Annotated in this window: 16 protein-coding genes; 9 read left to right on the top strand and 7 right to left on the bottom strand. The window is 67.3% G+C overall.

Annotation, left to right across the window (positions count from 1 at the left end; translation table 11 throughout):
- Positions 1–75 precede the first annotated feature (75 nt).
- The 6 genes from HTUR_RS03315 (at position 76) to HTUR_RS03340 (ending at position 7,519) form a co-directional block, all read left to right on the top strand.
- Positions 76–2,010: a bacterio-opsin activator domain-containing protein gene (locus tag HTUR_RS03315; RefSeq protein WP_012941880.1), complete on the top strand. Its 1,935-nt coding sequence runs from the start codon at positions 76–78 to the stop codon at positions 2,008–2,010.
- Between the two features lie 98 nt (positions 2,011–2,108).
- Positions 2,109–2,300: a DUF1328 family protein gene (locus tag HTUR_RS03320; protein WP_049941584.1), complete on the top strand. Its 192-nt coding sequence runs from the start codon at positions 2,109–2,111 to the stop codon at positions 2,298–2,300.
- 228 nt (positions 2,301–2,528) lie between these two features.
- Positions 2,529–4,451, top strand: a complete 1,923-nt coding sequence (locus HTUR_RS03325) for an aldehyde ferredoxin oxidoreductase family protein (protein ID WP_012941882.1) — start codon at positions 2,529–2,531, stop codon at positions 4,449–4,451.
- Positions 4,452–4,524: 73 nt separating this feature from the next.
- Complete coding sequence (locus HTUR_RS03330; RefSeq protein WP_012941883.1) at positions 4,525–5,292, top strand: class I SAM-dependent methyltransferase; 768 nt, start codon at positions 4,525–4,527, stop codon at positions 5,290–5,292.
- Positions 5,293–5,428: 136 nt separating this feature from the next.
- Complete coding sequence (locus HTUR_RS03335) at positions 5,429–6,508, top strand: ABC transporter substrate-binding protein (RefSeq protein ID WP_012941884.1); 1,080 nt, start codon at positions 5,429–5,431, stop codon at positions 6,506–6,508.
- A gap of 111 nt (positions 6,509–6,619) precedes the next feature.
- Positions 6,620–7,519, top strand: coding sequence for an ABC transporter permease (locus HTUR_RS03340; RefSeq protein ID WP_012941885.1), 900 nt, complete (start codon positions 6,620–6,622; stop codon positions 7,517–7,519).
- Between the two features lie 133 nt (positions 7,520–7,652).
- Here the strand turns inward: HTUR_RS03340 and HTUR_RS03345 are convergent, their stop codons facing one another.
- The 4 genes from HTUR_RS03345 to HTUR_RS03360 form a co-directional block, all read right to left on the bottom strand.
- On the bottom strand, positions 7,653–8,519 hold the full coding sequence (locus HTUR_RS03345) for an SAM-dependent methyltransferase (protein ID WP_012941886.1): 867 nt from the start codon (positions 8,517–8,519) through the stop codon (positions 7,653–7,655).
- Between the two features lie 399 nt (positions 8,520–8,918).
- Positions 8,919–9,695 carry an ABC transporter permease gene (locus HTUR_RS03350; protein ID WP_012941887.1) on the bottom strand — a complete coding sequence of 259 codons (777 nt, stop codon included), beginning with the start codon at positions 9,693–9,695 and terminating at the stop codon, positions 8,919–8,921.
- The gene (locus HTUR_RS03355; RefSeq protein WP_012941888.1) at positions 9,692–10,468 is read right to left on the bottom strand and encodes an ABC transporter ATP-binding protein; all 777 of its coding nucleotides are present in this window, start codon (positions 10,466–10,468) and stop codon (positions 9,692–9,694) included. The genes HTUR_RS03350 and HTUR_RS03355 overlap by 4 nt, the downstream gene beginning before the upstream one ends.
- Complete coding sequence (locus HTUR_RS03360; protein WP_012941889.1) at positions 10,465–11,739, bottom strand: ABC transporter substrate-binding protein; 1,275 nt, start codon at positions 11,737–11,739, stop codon at positions 10,465–10,467. Before HTUR_RS03360 ends, HTUR_RS03355 begins: the two co-directional genes overlap by 4 nt.
- A 273-nt stretch (positions 11,740–12,012) precedes the next feature.
- Between HTUR_RS03360 and HTUR_RS03365 the strand changes: the two genes are divergently transcribed.
- The 3 genes from HTUR_RS03365 to HTUR_RS03375 are packed head-to-tail and all read left to right on the top strand — an operon-like array spanning position 12,013 to position 16,278.
- Positions 12,013–12,915: a hypothetical protein gene (locus tag HTUR_RS03365; protein WP_049941585.1), complete on the top strand. Its 903-nt coding sequence runs from the start codon at positions 12,013–12,015 to the stop codon at positions 12,913–12,915.
- Positions 12,916–12,922: 7 nt separating this feature from the next.
- The gene (locus HTUR_RS03370) at positions 12,923–14,632 is read left to right on the top strand and encodes a pyrroloquinoline quinone-dependent dehydrogenase (protein ID WP_012941891.1); all 1,710 of its coding nucleotides are present in this window, start codon (positions 12,923–12,925) and stop codon (positions 14,630–14,632) included.
- A gap of 41 nt (positions 14,633–14,673) precedes the next feature.
- Positions 14,674–16,278, top strand: a complete 1,605-nt coding sequence (locus HTUR_RS03375) for a cupredoxin domain-containing protein (protein ID WP_012941892.1) — start codon at positions 14,674–14,676, stop codon at positions 16,276–16,278.
- 134 nt (positions 16,279–16,412) lie between these two features.
- Here HTUR_RS03375 and HTUR_RS03380 read toward each other — a convergent pair whose 3' ends face one another.
- The 3 genes from HTUR_RS03380 to HTUR_RS03390 form a co-directional block, all read right to left on the bottom strand.
- The gene (locus HTUR_RS03380; RefSeq protein WP_012941893.1) at positions 16,413–17,534 is read right to left on the bottom strand and encodes a sodium:calcium antiporter; all 1,122 of its coding nucleotides are present in this window, start codon (positions 17,532–17,534) and stop codon (positions 16,413–16,415) included.
- Positions 17,535–17,629: 95 nt separating this feature from the next.
- Positions 17,630–18,727 (bottom strand): sodium:calcium antiporter, encoded by a 1,098-nt coding sequence (locus tag HTUR_RS03385; protein ID WP_012941894.1) that lies wholly within the window; start codon positions 18,725–18,727, stop codon positions 17,630–17,632.
- A gap of 220 nt (positions 18,728–18,947) precedes the next feature.
- Positions 18,948–19,367: a GlcG/HbpS family heme-binding protein gene (locus tag HTUR_RS03390; protein WP_012941895.1), complete on the bottom strand. Its 420-nt coding sequence runs from the start codon at positions 19,365–19,367 to the stop codon at positions 18,948–18,950.
- Positions 19,368–19,490: the final 123 nt, after the last annotated feature.

A 19,490-nucleotide genomic window follows, 5' to 3' on the forward strand; every position in this document is an offset into this window, starting at 1 on the left:
AGGGTACCAGTCCGATCGTTGAACCGTCCGGCCGAGCACCGCGGTTCTTACGGCGTTGCCGTCCCAAGGAGCGCTATGGAGAACGCCGATGCGGCGGAGAACGAGGGTCAGGTCGCGCCCGCAGTCGCTGCGCTCGAGGCCGTCGTTGACCCCGTCGTCGCCGTCGTCGACGGGACGATCACGTACGCGAACGACGCGGCGCTGACGGCTTTCGATCTGGCAGCATCGACCGAGAGCGAGGCCGACGACGAGGCCGGCGAGTGGGACGCGGCGAGCGCGCTCGACTCGTGGCCGCGACTCGAGACGGCCGTCGACGAGACGACCGTCGGGACGGTCCGCCGGGTGCCCCTCGAGGACGAGACGTACGACGCGCGCGTCCACCGGGACGCGGCGATGGCGACGATCACGTTCGACCGCGAGCGCACCGCGAGCAGCGAGTCGGCGGCGGAGACCGACAGCGCGGCGCTCGGCGAGGGCGACCGGACGGTCAAGGATCGCGCGATCAACGAGGCGCCGGTCGGGATCACTATCTCCGATCCAGATCTCGAGGACAACCCGCTGGTCTACGTCAACGACGCCTACCAGGAGATCACCGGCTACGGCTACGACGAGGTCGTCGGCCGGAACTGCCGGTTCCTGCAGGGAGAGGACTCCCAGGAGGTGGCCATCGCCGAGATGGCCGCGGCCATCGACGAGGAGCGGCCGGTCACCGTCGAACTGAAGAACTACCGCAAGGACGGCACCGAGTTCTGGAACGAAGTGACGATCGCGCCCGTCCGCGACGAAGACGGGACGGTCACCCACTACGTCGGCTTCCAGAACGACGTGACGGCGCGCAAGGAGGCCGAACTCGCCCTCGAGCGCCGTACCGAGGAGCTCGACGATCTCTTAGAGCGCGTGGAGGGGCTGATCCAGGATGTCACGGACGTCGTCGCGGGCTCGACGGACCGGTCGGAACTCGAGGCCGCGGTCTGCGAGCGGATCGCCGCGGAGGCGGGCTACGACGGCGCGTGGATCGGCGAGCGAAACCCCGCGACGGGGTCGATCGACGTCCGAGCGAGCGCCGGCGCGTGCGACGATCCGGAGGGTGAGCCGATCGACGCTGACCACCCCGCCGCCGCGGCGCTCGAGGAGCGCGCTGCTACGACCGAGGCGGTCGAGGAGGGGACTCACGCTGCGTTCCCGCTGTCGTACAACGGCATCGAGTACGGCGTGCTCACTGTCCGCACCGACCGGGACCGCGAAATCGACGAGCGCGAGCGGGTGATTCTCTCAGCGCTGGCCCGCGCGGTCGCCAGCGGCGTCAACGCCCGCGAGACCAGCCGCGTGCTCGAGACCGACGCCGTCGTCGCCGTCGAACTCACGCTGACCGATCGCTCGGTCGCGCCCGTCGCGCTCACCGCGGGAGCCGACTGCCGACTCGAGTACCGCCGCTCGGTCCACCGCACCGACGACGAGACCGCGTCGCTGTGTACCGTTACGGGCTCCGAGGCCACCGCGGCCGACCTCGTCGCAGCGGCCGACGCCGCCGAACTGGACTGCCGGGTCGTCCTCGAGCGCGAGGGGGAGTGTCTGGTCGAACTCGCCGGCGGCGACGACCTCGTCGGCTGGCTCTCCGAGCGGGGCGTTCGCCTCCAGTCGATCGAGAGCGAGGACGGGCGGGCCCGCGTCACGCTCGAGATTCCGCGCTCGGCCAACGTCCGTTCGATCGTGGAGGCCCTCGAGGACCGGTACGCCGGGACCGACGTCATCTCGTTCCAGCAGCGCGAGCGCGAGGGCGAGACCCGCCAGGAGTTCGCGGCCCGCCTCGAGCGGGACCTGACCGAGCGCCAGTTCGCCGCGCTCCAGCGGGCGTACCTGAGCGGCTACTTCGAGTGGCCGCGTCCGACGACGGGCGAGGATCTCGCCCAGTCGATGGGTGTCTCCCGGCCGACGTTCCACGAACACCTTCGAACCGCGGAAGCGAAGCTGTGTGGCGCGTTCTTCGGAGACACTGAGTCTTCGGGCTGACACTGCAGGGCTGAATGCCCGTCTTAACCGACTGTAGCCCGGCGCTAGCGGTTGGACGGTCGCCGAGGTTTATCTGTCCCTTCGTGATAGACCAGCCTATGTTCCACCTCACAACGGCGGTACCGCTTCAGACGGGCGGCGGGTTCCTGTACTGGGCAGTGATCTTCTTCGTCCTGGCGATCGTCGCGGCCGCCGTCGGCGCCCGCGGCGTCGCGGGGATCTCGATGGAGGTCGCGCGGATCTTCGTGCTGATCTTCATCATCCTCGCGATCGTCTCCCTGTTACTGTAGCGGGCGACGGCCGCCGTGGAATCGGCGACTCCGGCGGCCGACTCGAGTTAGTGTAGTTACGACGTCGCAGTATTTGCGAGTCCCACCCGATCCGTTAGTTCGATGCATCGTCCACTCGTCCCGCGATCGCTCGAGCGACGACTCGAGCGAGGTGATAACCGGATCCGGTTACACTAGGGTGAGAACGACTAACAGGATAGACGACTAATTGAACGGTGAGGAGTTATCATGACTGATATCGGTGGATTCCAGGATCACGTCGCCCGCATCGATCTCTCGGAGGGGGAGGTCGCGTACGAGTCGATCGACGACGAGGACGCGAAGAAGTATATCGGCGCACGCGGCCTCGGGGTAAAGCACGTCTTCGAACAGGGTCCCGACGTCGACCCGCTCGGGCCAGACAACCTGCTGGCCTTCATGAACGGGCCGCTGTCGGGGACGCAGACGACGATGAGCGGTCGGATCGCCGTCTGCACGAAATCGCCGTTGACGGGCACCGTCACGGACAGTCACCACGGCGGCTGGTCGGGTGCCCGGCTGAAGTGGGCCGGCTTCGACGGCCTGCTGTTCGAAGGCGAAGCCGACGAGCCGGTCTACGCCTACATCGAGGACGGCGAGGTCGAACTCCGAGACGCCTCTCACCTCTGGGGGGAGGGCTTCCACGACACGCGTGACACGATCGAGGAGGAGGTCGACGGCGCCTACGGCAAGAACCTCTCGATCATGGGGATCGGCCCCGGCGGCGAGAACGGCGTCAAGTACGCCTGCATCATGAACGAGGACGATCGGGCCTCCGGTCGCGGCGGTACGGGCTGCGTCATGGGGTCGAAGAACCTCAAGGCGGTGGTCGTCAAGTCCGGGACGAAGATGCCCAAACCGGCGGACAAGGAGACGTTTATGGAGGGCCACCAGCAGGCGATGCAGGCCATCCAGGAGTCGGAGGTCACCGCGCCCAACGAGGGCGGCCTCTCGATGTACGGCACCAACGTCCTCATGAACATCGGCGAGGAGATGGACGGCCTCCCGACGAAGAACGGCCGGTACACCTCCACGGAGAGCATGCGCGAGGCCGAGGGCGCCGACATCGACGCCGAGCGCGTCTCCGGCGAGAACGTTCGCGAGAACATCCTCGTCGACGAACCGACCTGTCACTCCTGTCCGGTCGCCTGCAAGAAGGAAGTCGAGGTGACGGCGATGCACAAGGGCGAGGAGATGAACGTCCGCACGGAGTCCTACGAGTACGAATCGGCCTACGCGCTCGGCCCGAACTCCGGGCACACCGACCGGGACAAGATCGCCCTCATGATCGATCGCTGTAACGACATGGGCGTCGACACTATCGAGACCGGAAACATGCTCGCGATGGCCATGGAGATGTCCGAGGAGGGCAAACTCGAGGACGAAGGCGAACTCGAGTGGGGCGACCACGAGACGATGCTCGAGCTGATCGAGCGCATCGCCTACCGCGAGGACGACCTCGCGGACCTGCTCGCCGAAGGGCCGCGCCGCGTCGCCGACCGGAAGGACGCCCACGACAACTCGCTCGCAGTCAAGGGCCAGACCATCGCGGCCTACGACCCCCGCTGTATGAAAGGGATGGGCATCGGCTACGCGACCTCGAACCGCGGTGCCTGCCACCTGCGCGGGTACACGCCGGCCGCCGAAATCCTCGGCATCCCCGAGAAAGTCGACCCCTACGAGTACGAGGGCAAGGGCGAACTCACCGCCCAGTTCCAGGACCTCCACGCGATCAGCGACTCGTTCGACATCTGCAAGTTCAACGCCTTCGCGGAGGGCATCGAGGAATACGTCACCCAGTACAACGGGATGACCGGTCTCGACGTCACCGAGGACGAACTCCTCGAGGCCGGCGAGCGCATCTACAACCTCGAGCGCTACTACAACAATCTCGTCGGCTTCGACGGCAGCGACGACTCGCTGCCAGAGCGCTTCCTCGAGGACGGCATCCCCGGCCAGGGTGCCAGTGAGGGCGAGTACTGCGAACTCGAGGAGATGAAAGAGGAGTACTACGACCACCGCGGCTGGGTCGACGGCGTCGTCCCCGACGAGAAACTCGACGACCTCGGAATCGATATCGGCCCCGGAACGGGTGTCTCCGCAGGCGACTCGGCGGCGCCGGCCGACGACTGATCGCCGACACGACGCGGTCGGCCGGATCGTCGGGCCGTTCGGAGACGGCGTTTCCGCGATAGCGTTCCGGACGATGGCTTCGCGATACAACTTCGGTGTCTATCACTGGCGGCGACGGTTCCGTTCGATAGCTGTCGCGCTCGTCGCGGCCGTCGTCGGTGTCGCCGTCCGACGGCGGACGAACGACGCTCGAGTTCGGCTGGCCGCGGCCGGGGTGACGATCGGTGCGGCCGGTTACATCGTCCGCGTGCTGCGTCGCCTCCTGTCGCCGCCACCGTGGGCGCTCGAGCGAGCGAAGTACGACGCGCTCGCGACGCGACTCCCGCTGGCCGACGCGGATCGCGTTCTCGACGTCGGCTGTGGGACGGGCCGGTCGCTCGCGGGGCTCGCTCCGCACGCGTCGCCCGATTCGGTCGCGATCGGCCTCGACGTCTTCGACGATCGCATCATTCTCGGGAACGGGCCGGCGCTCGCGCGGCGCAACGCCGACCGCGCCGGGCTCGCGGCGACCCCGATCATCGGCGACGCAGCGGCGCTCCCGCTCGCGGCCGATTCGATCCCCGTCGTCACCGCCTGCCGCGTCCTCCACGACCTCGAGGCGACGGCCGCGGATCGAACGCTGCGCGAGATCCGCCGCGTGTGCGAACCCGACGGAACGCTCGGGATTCTCGAGTTGCCGTTGACCCCCGACGGCGTTTCCCGTCATCCCGAACCCTACTGGACAGATCGCGTCACCGCGGCGGGCTTCCGAATCGAGTCGCTCGAGCGACTCGAACGCGATACCGGGACCCCCTATATCGTGATCGTCGCGACGCCGCGAATCGAGAGTGACGACGGATGACCCGCCCGCCGCCGGCTCCCGCCGGCCGGACCGCCGGCAGGCATCGACTCGAGACGGTCACCGGAAACGGACTACTTAACGGAACGTACAAATCCTTTATTCCGGGGTTCGTGGTTAGCACCTCCTGTGGGAGATAATGGCAAACATACGCTACGATCGCCGCCGATTCCTCGCCGTCGCGGGGGGCGTAACTTCGACCGTCGCTGGCTGTCTCGGCGGTCCAGGTGAGAGCGACTCGAGCGATACCGCCGACGGCGAGCCCACCGTCACCGACGTCTCGCTGCTGCTCAACTGGCGGATCAGCGGGCTGCACGCGCCCTACGTCGCGGCCCGTGAGAACGGATTTTACGCGGACGAGGGGTTCGAGAGCGTCGATATCGAGAGCGGGGACGGCTCGGACTTCGCCGCGAATCAGGCCGGACTGGGGAACGTCGAGTTCGCGATCACGAGCGCCGATCAACTGCTGAACGTCAACAGCCGCGGTCTCTCGCCGCGCTGCGTCGCGGTCGTCATGCAGCGCAACCCGAACGTGGTCTTCGCGACCCGCGACGGATTCGGCGAGCTGACCGACCCCGAGCAACTCGAGGGAACGACCGTCGGCAGCGGTCCCGGGATGGTCCGCCAGATGACCGAGGCGTACCTCGATCGCCACGGCGTCCTCGAGAGCGTCGACTACGTCGACGCCGGTTTCGACACCGTCCAGCAGCTGCTCGCGGGCGACCTCGACGCCGCCGGCGGCGTGTTCGGCGACGTCGTCGACGCCGAACATCAAGGCGCGACGGTCGACGTGCTCTCGATCGACGAGACGATCCGCTCGTACGGCCACCTCATCGCGACCGACGCGGACTTCGCCGGTTCGAACGAGGCGACCGTCCGCTCGTTTCTCCGCGCGACCGCGAGGGGTGCCGCCTGGGCGAGCACCAACCCCGCTGACGCGGTCGACCTCCTCGTCGACGCCCAGCCCGAACTCGAGGAGGTCCGCGAGAACCAGGCCGACAAGTGGGATCGGATGCACGCCGAGTACATGTTCTCGGAGACCGTCCGCGAGCGCGGCTGGGGATACAGCGAATCGGGACCGTGGGAGGAGACCTACGAGACGCTCGCGGCGGCCGACGTCTTCGAGGACGACGTCGATCCCGAAACGGTGTGGACGAACGACTACCTCGATGATGAGTCCGAACACATCGCCGACTACGCGGCACGGGTCGAATCGTAACCGCCCGCGAGCCTCGAGGCCCGCCGCGAACCGGTGGCCGATCGAGGGACAGCGGATTCGACGGAGCCGACGGAACGGCACCGAACCGACGCCGGAAACGGAGCGAAATCGATGAGCGACGGACGGAGTGAGTCGATGCCCGACGGTGATAGACCGGGAACGGGAGCGGGAGCGATGCCCGATGGTCGAACCGACCGCCACCGCCATCGCCCGGTCCGGACGCCGTCGATCGGGCGATCGCGATCCGTCCGCGATCGAGTCGCGCCCGTCGGGAAACGCGTCGGACCGCCGGCGCTCGTCCTCGTCGTTCTGCTCGCCGCGTGGCAGGCGGCCGTCGTCGCCACCGGGCTCCCGACGCTGCTGCTTCCGTCGCCGACCGACGTCGCGACCGCGCTGCTCGAGACGTATCCGACCCTGCTCGGCGATGCGGTCGTGACGGGCGTCACCGCCGCAGCGGGGCTGCTCGCCGGCGGTCTCGTCGGCTTCGCGCTCGCGTTCGCGATGACTTACTCGCGGACGGCGACGCGGACGCTGGTGCCCTACGTCGTCGCCTTACGGATCGCGCCGCTGATCGCCGTCGCGCCGCTGCTGTTCCTCTGGTTCGGCCGCGGAATCCCGGCACGGGCGCTGCTCGTCGCGACGCTGACCGTCTTCCCGATGACGATCGCCGCGCTCGACGGACTGCGGGAGACGCCGGCGGCGTACCTCGACCTCGCCGACTCCGTGGGCGCGTCGCGGCTCGAGACCTTCCTGTTCGTCCGCGTGCCGGCCGCCGCGCCGAGCGTCGTCGCCGGGTTCAAGATCGCGGCCACGCTGTCGGTCATCGGCGCGGTCGTCGCCGAGTTCGTCACGCTCCGGGCCGGGCTGGGCTACCGGGTGTTCGACACGGCGACGTACCTCGAGACGGCCGAGACCTACGCCGCGCTGGTCGTCCTCGCGGCGCTGGGGATCGGGTTCTATCTGGTCCCGGTGGCGCTCGAGCGGTTGCTGTGGTCGGCTTCCGAACGATAGTCGCGAACGGTAGCGGCTCTCAGATGCGCGTGCCGGTTTCGACACCGCGTAATGGAACGCGCGTATTCGGCACCGAGGACAGGTAGAAGATCGCCCCGAACGATACAGACGTCTGGATCGGGCGTTACGGCTCCTAACTCACACGTTCGTACACGCCCTGGACGACGGCGATCCGGTCTTCTTCGAGGTTCCGGACGACGTTCGCCGCTTTGACCGGCGTTTCCGATCCCATCAGGAGGTTGAGTCCGAGCGGTGGCGGCGCGTCCGCTGGCCGCGATCGCATCGACTCCACCACGTTCCGAAACCACTCGAGGCTCGGCCCCGTGACGTCCCTCCAGGCGATCTCGTCGAAGCCGCGACCGAGGACGATCTCCCGGAGTCGCTCGGGCGGATCGAGGTGGCTGAGGGACGCATCCGACGCCCAGGGGACCGGGAACACCGGTTCGCCCCGCGGCCCGGCATAGATTTCGTACAGTGCGAGCGTACCCCCTGGTCTGCAGACGCGCCCCGCTTCCTCGACCGCCGCTTCCGTGGCCTCGACGTTCAGCAACGTGTGCTCGAACCAAACGACGTCGAACGTCTCGTCCTCGAACGGCAGGTCGAGGGCGTTTCCGCGCTGGAAGCGGACCTCGTCGGTCAACCCCACTCGATCGGTAAAGAGCGTCGCAGCCCGACAGTACTCCTCGACGATATCGATTCCGACGACGTCGCAACCGAACTCGGAAGCGAGGGTGCGAGCGGGCCCACCGATCCCGCACCCGATGTCGAGGACGCGAGAGTTGGCTTCGACCGCCGCGAGGTCGGCGACTTCTCGGGTCGCCTCGCGGCCGCGGATGTGGAACTCGTCGAACGACGCGATATCGTCCCGAGTGAGCGCGTCGACGTCTTTCCCGGCGGCTTCGAGGGCGGCGAGGATTTCGTCGCCGAGGTCGGTCACTCCGTAGTGTTCGTTCAAGGCCGCTTCGCGGGGGCTGTCCGCTTTCGATTCATCGCTCGTCATGTCGTACCCTCCCTCGACAGGAGACGTCACAGTGGCCGGCCACCGCGTTGCTCCCGTCGTCTCTCGAGTCGGCCATCATCTTCGGTTCCCTGGCACGACATCGACTGAGTGCGGTGAGTTCCTGCGGCAGGACATCTCGATTTCCCGTGGACGTCGTTCGTATAGTTCCATTCTAGATGGCTATGGCATCAGGCACCATAGCGTTTACACGACCGTCGCTGATTCGCGGTTGATTTCGTCTCAGCAGGATGGGCGCGAGATCTGCCCCTCTGTATGCAGCAGGCGGTTTTCGGCGGACGGCTGGTTATCGATAGTCGGTCCGGTAACTGCTTCGCCTGTACTCGTCGCGGGATTCGCGAGCGACGACGAAGAAGGAACATCGACGACTACCTGTCGCGATCAACCCGCCATTTCGAGCCCCAGCCACCGCTTCACACCGCGCTGGACGAGCACCACCGCCCCGTACAGTGCCAGTCCCAGTGCCAGCAACACCGCGAGCGCCGCGAGCATGACGTCCGGGCGGACGTTCTCCGAGCCCATCAGGATCAGAAAGCCCAGTCCGCGGTCCGCGATCACCCACTCCGCGACGACCGCGCCCACCACCGCGAGGGTCACCGACTGCTTGAGCCCCGCGAAGACGTCCGGCAGCGCGTACGGGAGGTCGACGTAGACGATCCGCTCGAGCGGGCCGGCGTCGACCGACCGCAGCAGGTCGCGGTGGGCCGACGGGGCGCGCTCGAGGCCGGCGGCGGTGCTCAGCACGAGCGGGAAGAAGGTGATGAGCGCGACGAAGACGACGGCGGTCTCCGTTCCCGTCCCGAGGTAGATTAACAGCAGCGGCGCGACGGCGATCTTCGGCAGGACTCTGACGGCCACCAGATAGGGGTAGACCGCCGTCCGGAACCAGGGGAGGTAGGCGACGAGCACCGCCAGCAGGAAGCCGGCCGCGATCCCGACGCTGCCGCCGTAGAGGACCGTCTCGAGGGTATACCAGGCGTTGTGTGCGTACAGTGTCGGATTCCCCGTCAGTCGAGCGACGACGGCGCCCGGCGAGGGCAGGACGAACGACGGTACGTCGCCGACGACCGTCACCGCCCACCAGCACAGCGCGGCGACGGCCAGCGCGGCGGTCGGGAAGAACACGTCGCCCGCGAGCGTCCGGATTCGCGCCGTCATCGGTCTCGCCCTCGATCTCGCTCCCGGTCTCGGTCGTGGGCCTCGTGAAGCGTCCGTCGGACGGTCGCAACTTGTTCCTGGAACGCCCGCGAGCCGAAGACGTCCGCGTCCCGCGGTTCGGGCAGGTCGATTTCGTAGGCGGCCTCGATCCGGCCCGGTCGCCCGCAGACGACGAGACAGCGATCGGCGAGAAACACCGCTTCGGGAACGCTGTGAGTGACGAAGACGACCGTCTTCCGCTCGCGGCGCCAGACGTCCCGGATCTCGACCCCGAGTTCGTCGCGTGTGATCTCGTCGAGTTCGCCGAACGGCTCGTCCATCAGGAGCACGTCCGCGCCGAGGTGGAGCGCGCGAGCGATCGCGACCCGCTGGCGCATCCCGCCGGAGAGCGCCGCCGGTCGGGCGTCCGCGAACCCCCCGAGGCCCATCGTCTCCAGCAGCGCCCGCGCGTCGGCCTCGTCGGGTTCCTCGCCGGCCAGTCGCCGGAGAAAGGTGACGTTCTCGAGGGCGGTCTTCCACTGGAAGAGAGTGTGGCGCTGGAAGACGAAGCCGAGGTCGGCACCGGCCTGTGCGGCCGCGGGCGGCTTCCCGTCGATGCGCACGCGGCCGGTCGTCGGCGTCTGGAGGCCGCCGATCGTCCGCAGCAGCGTCGTCTTCCCGCAGCCCGACGGACCGACGACCGTGACGAACTCGCCGTCGTCGATCCGGAGATCGACGTCTTCGATCGCGGTGATATCGTCGAACCGAACCGTGACGTCCGCGAGATCGATCACGCCGCATCACCGAGCAGCGAACCCTGCGCTAAGGCCGTTCGGAGGCGGTCCCACATCTCGGGTCGATGCCAGCCCCAGCCGCGTTCGCGGACGGCGTCGCTGCTGCCGAAGTCGGACGCCGCGCGAGCGAACGTTCGCCGAATTCGCTCCGGCGGGTCGTCGCTCTCCGCGGCGATCCGCTCGGCCGCCGGGCCGGGATCGCGACGCGCCGCGGCCCAGCCGCCGGTCGTCCCCGCGAGGACGTTCCCGATCTCCCGCGCCCGCTCGTCGAGCGTCCGCTTATGGGCGACGATCGTCGGCCCGTAGATCGGGAAGTGATCGGTAATCGGGAGCACGTCGACGGTCGCTCCATCTCGCTCGAGCTCTCGCGGATCGGCGATCGATCCGGTCACGACGTCGGCCTCGCCGCGACGGAGGGCGTCGCGCTCCTCGCCGTTCGTATCGACGACGGTGACGTCCTTGTCGAACGCTCTCTGCGAGAGAAAGAGTCGTCCGAGCAGGCGCGTCTCGGCGTTCGGCGGCATGCCGACTCGTCGGCCCTCGAGCTGATCGACGCTGCGCAGGGGCTCACCGAACGCCTCGCGGACGGTGTAGAGGACGGTCATCGCCCGCTGGTAGAGCGGCGCGACCGGGACGATCGGCTCGCCGGCCTCGCGGGCGCGGACGACCGTCGCGGCGCCGGCGAGGGCCAACTCCGCCGTTCCCGAGACGACGCGCTCGAGCGCTCGCCGGGAGCCGTCACGATGCTCGAGCCGGACGTCGATTCCGAACGCGTCGTACCACTCGGCCGCGATCGCCGCGTATATCGGGAGGTGAAGCGCGTTCGGTCGCCAGTTCAGCGCGAGTTCGATCGGCGAGTCTGACGGTGCTGCCGCGCCGGACCGCGGTTCCACTGTCGCGCCGCCGCGGAAGCCATCGGCGAGTTCGAGCAGCGCCCGTGCGTGACTCTCGTAGGTCGTTTCGATCGTCGGCTCGATGCCGGCGGTCGGTCGCCACGCGGTCCGCGGTCGACCGCCGGACGCGGCCGCGTTGACGGTCGTCCGCTCGACCAGGTCGCGGGACTCGAGTCGCGCCATCGCCTCGCTGATCGTCGTTCGGTTCACACCGGTGCCGATCTGCAGGTGAACGTTCGTCGTCGGATCGGTCTCGCGCTCGGCTCGCAGGAGCAGATACGCGAGGAGTCGGGCCGGCGTTCGCCCGATCCCGGCCGCGATACTGTCGACGACCGGGTCGTCCTCGTCGTCGAGTGCCCAGACGGAACGCGTTCGCATTGAGACATGATATCAATCCACGCCCAATTGCATAAGGCTAGCACTACGTGCGAGAAGTGTACCCGAACACGGCAGCATCGACACGCGGGGTCCGTCCTCGGATTCGCCGTCGGTGACTGGCCCGCGTGAGTTTTGGCTACCCTACTGGATGGTGCGTTCAGTTAGATATTCATTTCTGCTGTCTCCGTATTAGTTTAGATATTATATTTTGATGCCGATTCCATTGATAAGTATTATCCAAACACGTGATGGCTCATTATGTGTGGTGGTAACATGAGTCAGACACCAACGACGTCGAACACGAAACTCGCAGAACGAGGCGATCTGGCAACGGTGCTCGGCGTCGATACGGCGGGTGAGGAGGACGTAACGTGGACGAACCTCGCGGGGCGGGTCGAACCGCGACCGGATCCAACGTTCGCCTCGAGGGGGGCGACGATCCGCGATGACCTCGGCGACCGACTCGATCCCGACCTGCTCGAGCGCGAGCGCGAGCGGATCGCGGACGAGATCGGTCGGCTGCCGGACGTCCGCGCGGCGGGCGTTCCGGACGAGCCCGAGGGGCTGTATACGGAGGTAGCCGAACCCGGTTGGCGCCTCTACGACCACCTGCTCGAGGTAGGGTTCTTCGAGCGCCTCGACGAGACCCTGCCGCGGTTCACGGCCGAGCACGTCGAGACCACGGCACGCGAGCTGGTCCTGACGGAACCGCTCTCGTCGGCGCTCGACGACGTCGGCTTCGACGAGGGCGAGAAGACGGCGCTGCTTTCCGCCGTCGCCAACGACAGCGAACGGCTCTCTCGGTGGGTACCGTCGAATCAGATTCCGGACGACGTCGAGTTCGATACATCGACGATTCCCCCGTTACATCAGCGGGCGATGGGCGGAGCGCTGCTGTGGATCCGCGGTCTCGACAGACACCTCTGGCAGAACGAGGTGCTCGTCACCGAGGAGATCCTCGACGATGCGGCGTGGTACGTCAAGGCGATGCTGGGCGGCCTGTTCGTCTCGGCGACCGCCGCTCACGATCTCGCCACAGCGGAACGGTTCACGGACGAACAGCTGACCGCCGCGCTCACCGCGGGGACGGCCGTACAGATCGTCAGTCAGGAAGAGCTGCTGCACGCCGTCTTCTACATCACGGACGAGATGCGCGCGCCGAGCGAACTGAGGTGATTATCCCATGGCACTTCGCAACGACAGGGCCGTTCAGGCCGCACGCGACATCGAACTGGTAGAGATCGAGGACGGCTATACGCTGGTCGGTGGGCCGGAGGAATCGATCACGCAGCAACACGACAGCGACCGAATCCCGGAGGTCGACGTCGATCAGGAGATGTTGAGCAACTCGGGCGAGGATCCGGAATCGTGGCTGATGTACGGCGGCAACTACGAACAGCACCGGGTCACGACCGCCGATCTCATCACGCCCGACACCGTCTCCGACCTCGAGCTCGAGTACGAGCTGTCGGTCGGCACCGGCTCGAGCATGGAGGGGACGCCGATCGTGGTCCCGGGCGACCCGCCGGTCATGTACCAGACCAACGGGCCGAATCACATGAAGGCGATCGACCCCCGCGAGGGGGAGGTCCTCTGGAGCTACACCTACGCGGTCCCGATGGGGGTCGAACTCTGCTGTGACGACAACAACCGCGGGGCCGCCGTCTGGGGCGACAAGGTCTACATGACGACGCTCGACTCGGGGGTCGTCGCACTGAACCGGTACACCGGCGAAGAGGAGTGGTACACGAGCACCGCCGATCACGAGGTCGGCTACTCCGCGACGTGGGCGCCCGTGATCCACGACGGGACGATCTACACCGGAAGCGCCGGCGGCGAGTACGGCGTCCTCGGATTCGAGGCCGCGATCGACGCGGAGAGCGGCGAGATCCAGTGGCAGACCGACACGCTCCCCGAGGACGAGTGGGTCGGAGCGAGCCGGGAACACGGTTGCGGGACGACCTGGATGACGCCGACGATCGACGAGGAACGGGGAGTCCTCTACACGGCGGTCGCGAACCCCGGACCGGACTTCGACGGAACGGTGCGGCCGGGACCGAACTTCCCGACCTGCGGTACGATCGCGCTGGACTTAGAGAGCGGCGAGTTCCAGTGGGGTTTCCAGAGCAGTCCCCACGACGTCTGGGACTACGACGCGGTCGCGCCGCGAGTGCTGCTGCGCGACGTGGACGTCGACGACGGCCCGTCGGAGATGGTCGTCGGCTCCGACAAGACCGGCTGGGTCTACATGATGGACGCCGAGTCCGGACAGCTCCACGAGCGAAGCCAGGAGATCTGCCAGCACATCAATATGTGGGAGATGATCCCCCACATCAGCGCGGACGAGCGGATCCCGTTCGTTCCCGGCGCACCGGGCGGAAACGACTGGCAGCCGCCGTCGTACAACCCCGAGACGGGGTACGTGTACGTCGTCCACCAAAACTTCCCACAGGACCTCTACTGGCGCTACGAGGAGTACAGCGAGGGCAACCCCTACTGGGGCGGCGGCCTGGACGATCCGGCCTCCGAGATGCCCGATGAGTGGAACGAGTCGATTACGGCCTTCGCCGCGGTCGATCCCGCGACGGGCGAGCGCGTCTGGCGCGACTGGATCGAGAGCGAAGACGAGTTCTACATGTGGGGCGGCTCGATGTCGACGGCGACGGGCCTGGTCTTCAACGGGACCCAGAACGGAAATCTCGTCGCCTACGACGGCGAGAGCGGCGACCGCCTCTGGGAGCACGAGTTCGACGTCCCGATCAGCGCCTCGCCGATGAGCTGGTACGACCCCGGCGAGGAGAAGCAGTACGTGGCCGTCCAAGTCGGCGGCAGCGGCTGGCTCCGACAGGGAACCCGCGGCGACACGCTCGCCGTGTTCTCGATGGGGGCCTGAGGGGATCGACAGACGACCAACAACCGACACAGAACACAACTATGACCAACGAACAACGCTCACGCGAGGACGTTTCCCGTCGCGGCGTGCTGAAGGGAACGGCGGCGCTGGCCGGGACGGCCGCGCTCACGGGCCGTGCCGGCGCCTACCGCGACGTCGTCGACTACCCGCTGCCGGCCGCGCAGGGCGATGTCGAGGGCCGGACGCTCTCGCTGCTCGGCATCGTCGGCGGCTGGGTCGGCGTCGCGCCCGCGGAGATCGACGGCGCTTCGAACCCGCCGCTGCGACTGATGGAAGGCGTAGAGAACGAGATCATCTGGACGAACGGCGACGGCTCGCGCCACAACTTCACCATCGGTGACGACCAGGACGAAGTGATCGAGGCGACCGAGTTCGTGGAGGAACAGGGCGAGTCCACCTCGCTCACGATCACTCCCGAGGAGGGAATGGCCCAGTACTACTGCATCCCGCATCCGGTTCAGATGCGCGGTCCGATCGAACTGGTCGATCCGGGGGAGGTCCACGAACTCAGCGTCCGCGTCGAGGACGAGAACGGCGACCCGCTGGGCGCGGAGGTCTTCGTCGGCGATCACCACTCCTTCTCCAACGTCGTCGCCCGAGGGGGTCCGGACCAGGAAGGCCAGAGCGGAGAGTCGCAGGAATTGGAACCGGGCGACGACGAAGGCGGCAACCAGACGGCCAGCAACGAAACAGTCGGTAACGAAACGGCAGGTAATGAGACGGTCGGCAACGAAACGGCAGGTAATGAGACGGTCGGCAACGAAACGGCAGGTAACGAGACGGTCGGCAACGAAACGGCAGGTAACGAGACGGCCGGCAACGAAACGGCCAGTGACGGCGTTCAGGAGGAGGAAACGCCGGCCGACGAGGACGCGCCGGCGATCGCCCGTTTCGACATGCTCGAGGACGGCGAGTACGACCTCGAGGTCTGGACCTACGGCCACGAGCGGGTCACCGACACGGTGACGATCGACGGTGAGGATCAGGAGATCACAGTCACGCTGCCCGCAACGGATCCGGGCGAACCGACCGAGACCTTCTCGATGCGTCTCGAGGAGGGCCAGTGGGTCGGACAGGAGCCCGAGGCGATCGCCGACCAGACCAACCCGACGCTCGAACTCGAGGCGGACGAGACCTACGCGATCGAGTGGGAGAACGGGATCGGTCGCCTCCAGCCCGAGGGGGAGAACCGGGTCTTCGAACCTCTTCCCGGCCACAACTTCGTGATCGCCAGCGGCGGCGACACCAACGAGTGGAACACGTACGTCCGGTCGGACTTCCTCAGCGAGGAGGGCGAGACCCAGACCGTCGAGTTCGTCGCCAACGAGCAGATGGGCGTCTACTTAGACCAGTCGCAACTCGAGGCGGTCGGCGAGATCGCCATCGGCGGTGCGGCCGACGGCGAGGCGGTCCCCGCCGGCGACGAGACGGCCGGTAACGAGACGGGTGGCAACGAGACGGCCGAGGGAATCGGCAACGAAACGGATGGCAATGAGACGCTCGAGACGGTCGACAACGAGACGCTCGAGACGGCAGACAACGAGACGATCGAAGCCGCCGGAAACGAGACGGAGGGCAACGAGACGCTCGAGACCCCCGGCAACGAGACGGGCGACGACGACTGACGCCGGTCCGCCGTCCGACACCGGTCGGTTTTTCGGTGTGGCTCCGACGCGCACAGCGCGTCCGCCGGGTCGAAACCCGATCGAGCGCGTCGCACCGTCCGCGTCCGCGGAGTCGCGAGCGAAAGCCGCGCCCGTCACGCGTAGTTCGCGATCCAGTAGCCGACATAGAGCGCGAGCAGCGCCGCGCCGCCCGCTCGCGTCACTCGACCGCGAGCGAGCAGCCCGGCGACGACGAGCAGACACGCGGCGAGAAACGGCCAGTGGACCGTCATCACCGCGCCCGCGGTATCGATGGGGCGCAGCAACGCGATGAGGCCGACGTTGGCCGTCACGTAGAACACCGTGCTCCCGACGACGTTCCCCACGGCGAGGTGCGCTCGGCCCTGTCGAACCGGTTCGACGGTGAGCGCCAACTCCTCGATCGAGGCGATAAAGGAGAGCACCGTCGCGCCGAACGCGAGCCCTGAGATGCCAAGCGCCACGAAGATCCCTTCGGCGCTCACCACGGTGAGTCCGGAGCCGATCGTCATGCCGACGATCGCGAGGAGCGCGACGGCGAGGCTGAACCGTCCGCTTTTCCCCTCGAGGTCGGGGACGAACTCGTCGAGGTCCAGATCGAGATCGAGGTCGCGATCCGCGCGTCGGTCGTCGCGCTCCGAACCGAGAGCGGGCGCTCGATCGCCACCGTTGGGTTCCGCGCCCGCACCTGCGACCGCTGTCGATTCCGCCGCTGCGCCCGCCTCCGCGTCCGCCTCGAGGTCGACGACCTCTTCGACCTCTCCCGAGAGCAGGAACGTCGTCTCCGACCGTCGTTCGCGCCAGAAGATGCCGGCGAGCAGCGGGACGAACAGGACCGTCAGGATCGCGCCGTCCGTCCAGTCGAGCGTGCCGTCGAGCGAGAGCGCGAACGCCGGGAGGGGGACGAGAACGAGCAACAGCAGGTAGATCCGGGGGACGGTCATCCGAAACGGGACGGCCAGCCCCGCGACGCCGACGGCGACCGCGAGGACGAACAGCGACTCGCCGAACACCGTCCCGAGCGCGAGGGACGGGAGGTCGACGAACGCCGCCGTAACGCCGAGGATCGCGTTCTCGAGGTCGATTCCGGCGAGGAGGACCGCGAGGAAAAACCCGGAGATGCCGAGAGAGACGGCGCTCCGGGCGACGGCCTCGATGAAGACCTCGACGCACCAGATCACGAGGACGACGCCCGTCAGAAACAGGGCGGCGAGACCGACGAGCTCCGCGGCGCTCATACGGAGACCGAACGGCGCCGGCGAACTTAATTCCCGAAGCCGCGTTCAGCGTTTCGAGACGGCCGTCCCGCGACGGTCGTCGGCGATCCGAACGCTCAGTCCGGAACCGGGACGCCGCCGAAGACGAGGAGTGCGACGATCCAGTACGCGACGTACAGTCCGACCAGTAGGTAACCGTGCCCCCGCCGGAGTCGCCCCGTGGCGATGGCGTAGGCGGCGACCGCGGTCAGGACGATCACCGCCGGGAGGTGGAAGACGAGCACGGACGACGGAATCACGACGTCCGCGACGAGCGCGATGACGCCGACGTTCGCCGTGACGGAAAACATCACGCTGCCGACGACGTGACCGATCCCGATCTCCGGGATCCCCCGTCGGACCGGTTCGATCGTCAACAGCAGGTTCTCGAACGTCAGAACCAGCGTGAGCACGGTTGCGCCGAAGACCGTCTCCTCGATCCCCCACGACGCGATGATCGCTTCCGAACCCGCCTCGAGCAGGAGCGCGCCCGCGGCGACCCCGACGAGCGCGAGCAGCGACAGTCCGAGCCAGAACGCCCCTTCGTGGCGCGATCCGGTGACGAACCGGTCCTCGGGAATCTCCTCGAGAATCGTTCCGCGGTCGATGTTCGCGAGGTCGAGTCGGTCGATCGGCACGCCGCCGTCGGCCTCGATGCGTTCCGCGATCTCCGAGTCCCTGAACACCGGGACGTCGCGCTGGTACTCCCGACCGACGACGTAGCCGAGGAGGGCGACGAACGCCGCGACGAGGACGAGGCCGTGGACGACGCCGAGCGTGCCCGCGAGGACGAACGGAACCAGGAGAAACGGCGAGAGGACGAACAGCACCAGGTAATCCCCGGGCACCTCTACGGGAAACGGCCGAACGATCGCCGCCACCGCCAGCGTGATCCCGGTGATCGCGAGGGCGGTCCCGAACGCCGTCCCGAGCGCGACTCGCTCGAGACCGCCCGCGCCGAACACCAGTGCGACGACGGTGTCGTCGAACTCGAAGCCCGTGAAGATGATCGCGAGCGTGAAGATCGAGACGCCGAGACCGATCGCGGCCCGAGTGAGGTAGCTGATGAGTTTCTCGACGCTGTAGGTGAGCACGACCGCGCCGGCGGCGAGGACGACGTACGCGAACCACGGCCCCTGGCCCTCGATGGCGCTCTCGAGGAGGTCTTCGACCATGGGCTACCGGATGTTACCTGATACCATATAGCTAACAACCCGGAGAGAGAATTCCGTTGGAAATCTATACACGCGTCGCGGACTGATCGCCGGAGCGACCGTCGGGACGGACGAACCGACGGCCGTCGAGTGAACTCCCGTCGTCGGGGCTGGGTCCGCTCGTTTTCGACGCGAAAATCAGTCGTTCAGGTCGGAGCGCGAAGACCGCTGAACGCCGTCGTTACGGAGAGCGTTCGTCGAATCTGTCGACGCCCGACTCCGCGACGTCCATGTCCTGCTCGACCGCGCCGCCGCTAACGCCGATCGCCCCGACGATGTCACCGTCCCGCTCCAACGGATAGCCGCCGCCGAAAATGACCATCCGTCCCTGGTTGGTATTCTGCAGGCCGTAGAGCGATTTGCCTGGCCGGGTCGGATCGGCCAGATCGTGCGTCGGCATGTCCAGGGCGGCCGCCGTGTAGGCCTTGTTCCGCGAAATATCGATCGACGCGAGCCACGCGCCGTCCATCCGGTGTTGGGCGACGAGATTGCCCTCGGAATTCGAGACCGCGATCACCATCGGATTGTCGATCTCTTCCGCTCGCTGCTCGGCCGCGTCGATGACCTCCTTCGCCGTCTCGAGTTGTACTGACTCAACCATGCGGAAGGCTACCACACTTCGAGGATTCATAAATACCCGCCATGGAAAGCCGACTAGATACTGTCAGTGATCAATGGGAAATCGAGCGACGAGACTGTCGCTCTCGCTGGTGGTTTTCCGGCG

The organism is Haloterrigena turkmenica DSM 5511 (assembly GCF_000025325.1).
Classification (GTDB): domain Archaea; phylum Halobacteriota; class Halobacteria; order Halobacteriales; family Natrialbaceae; genus Haloterrigena; species Haloterrigena turkmenica.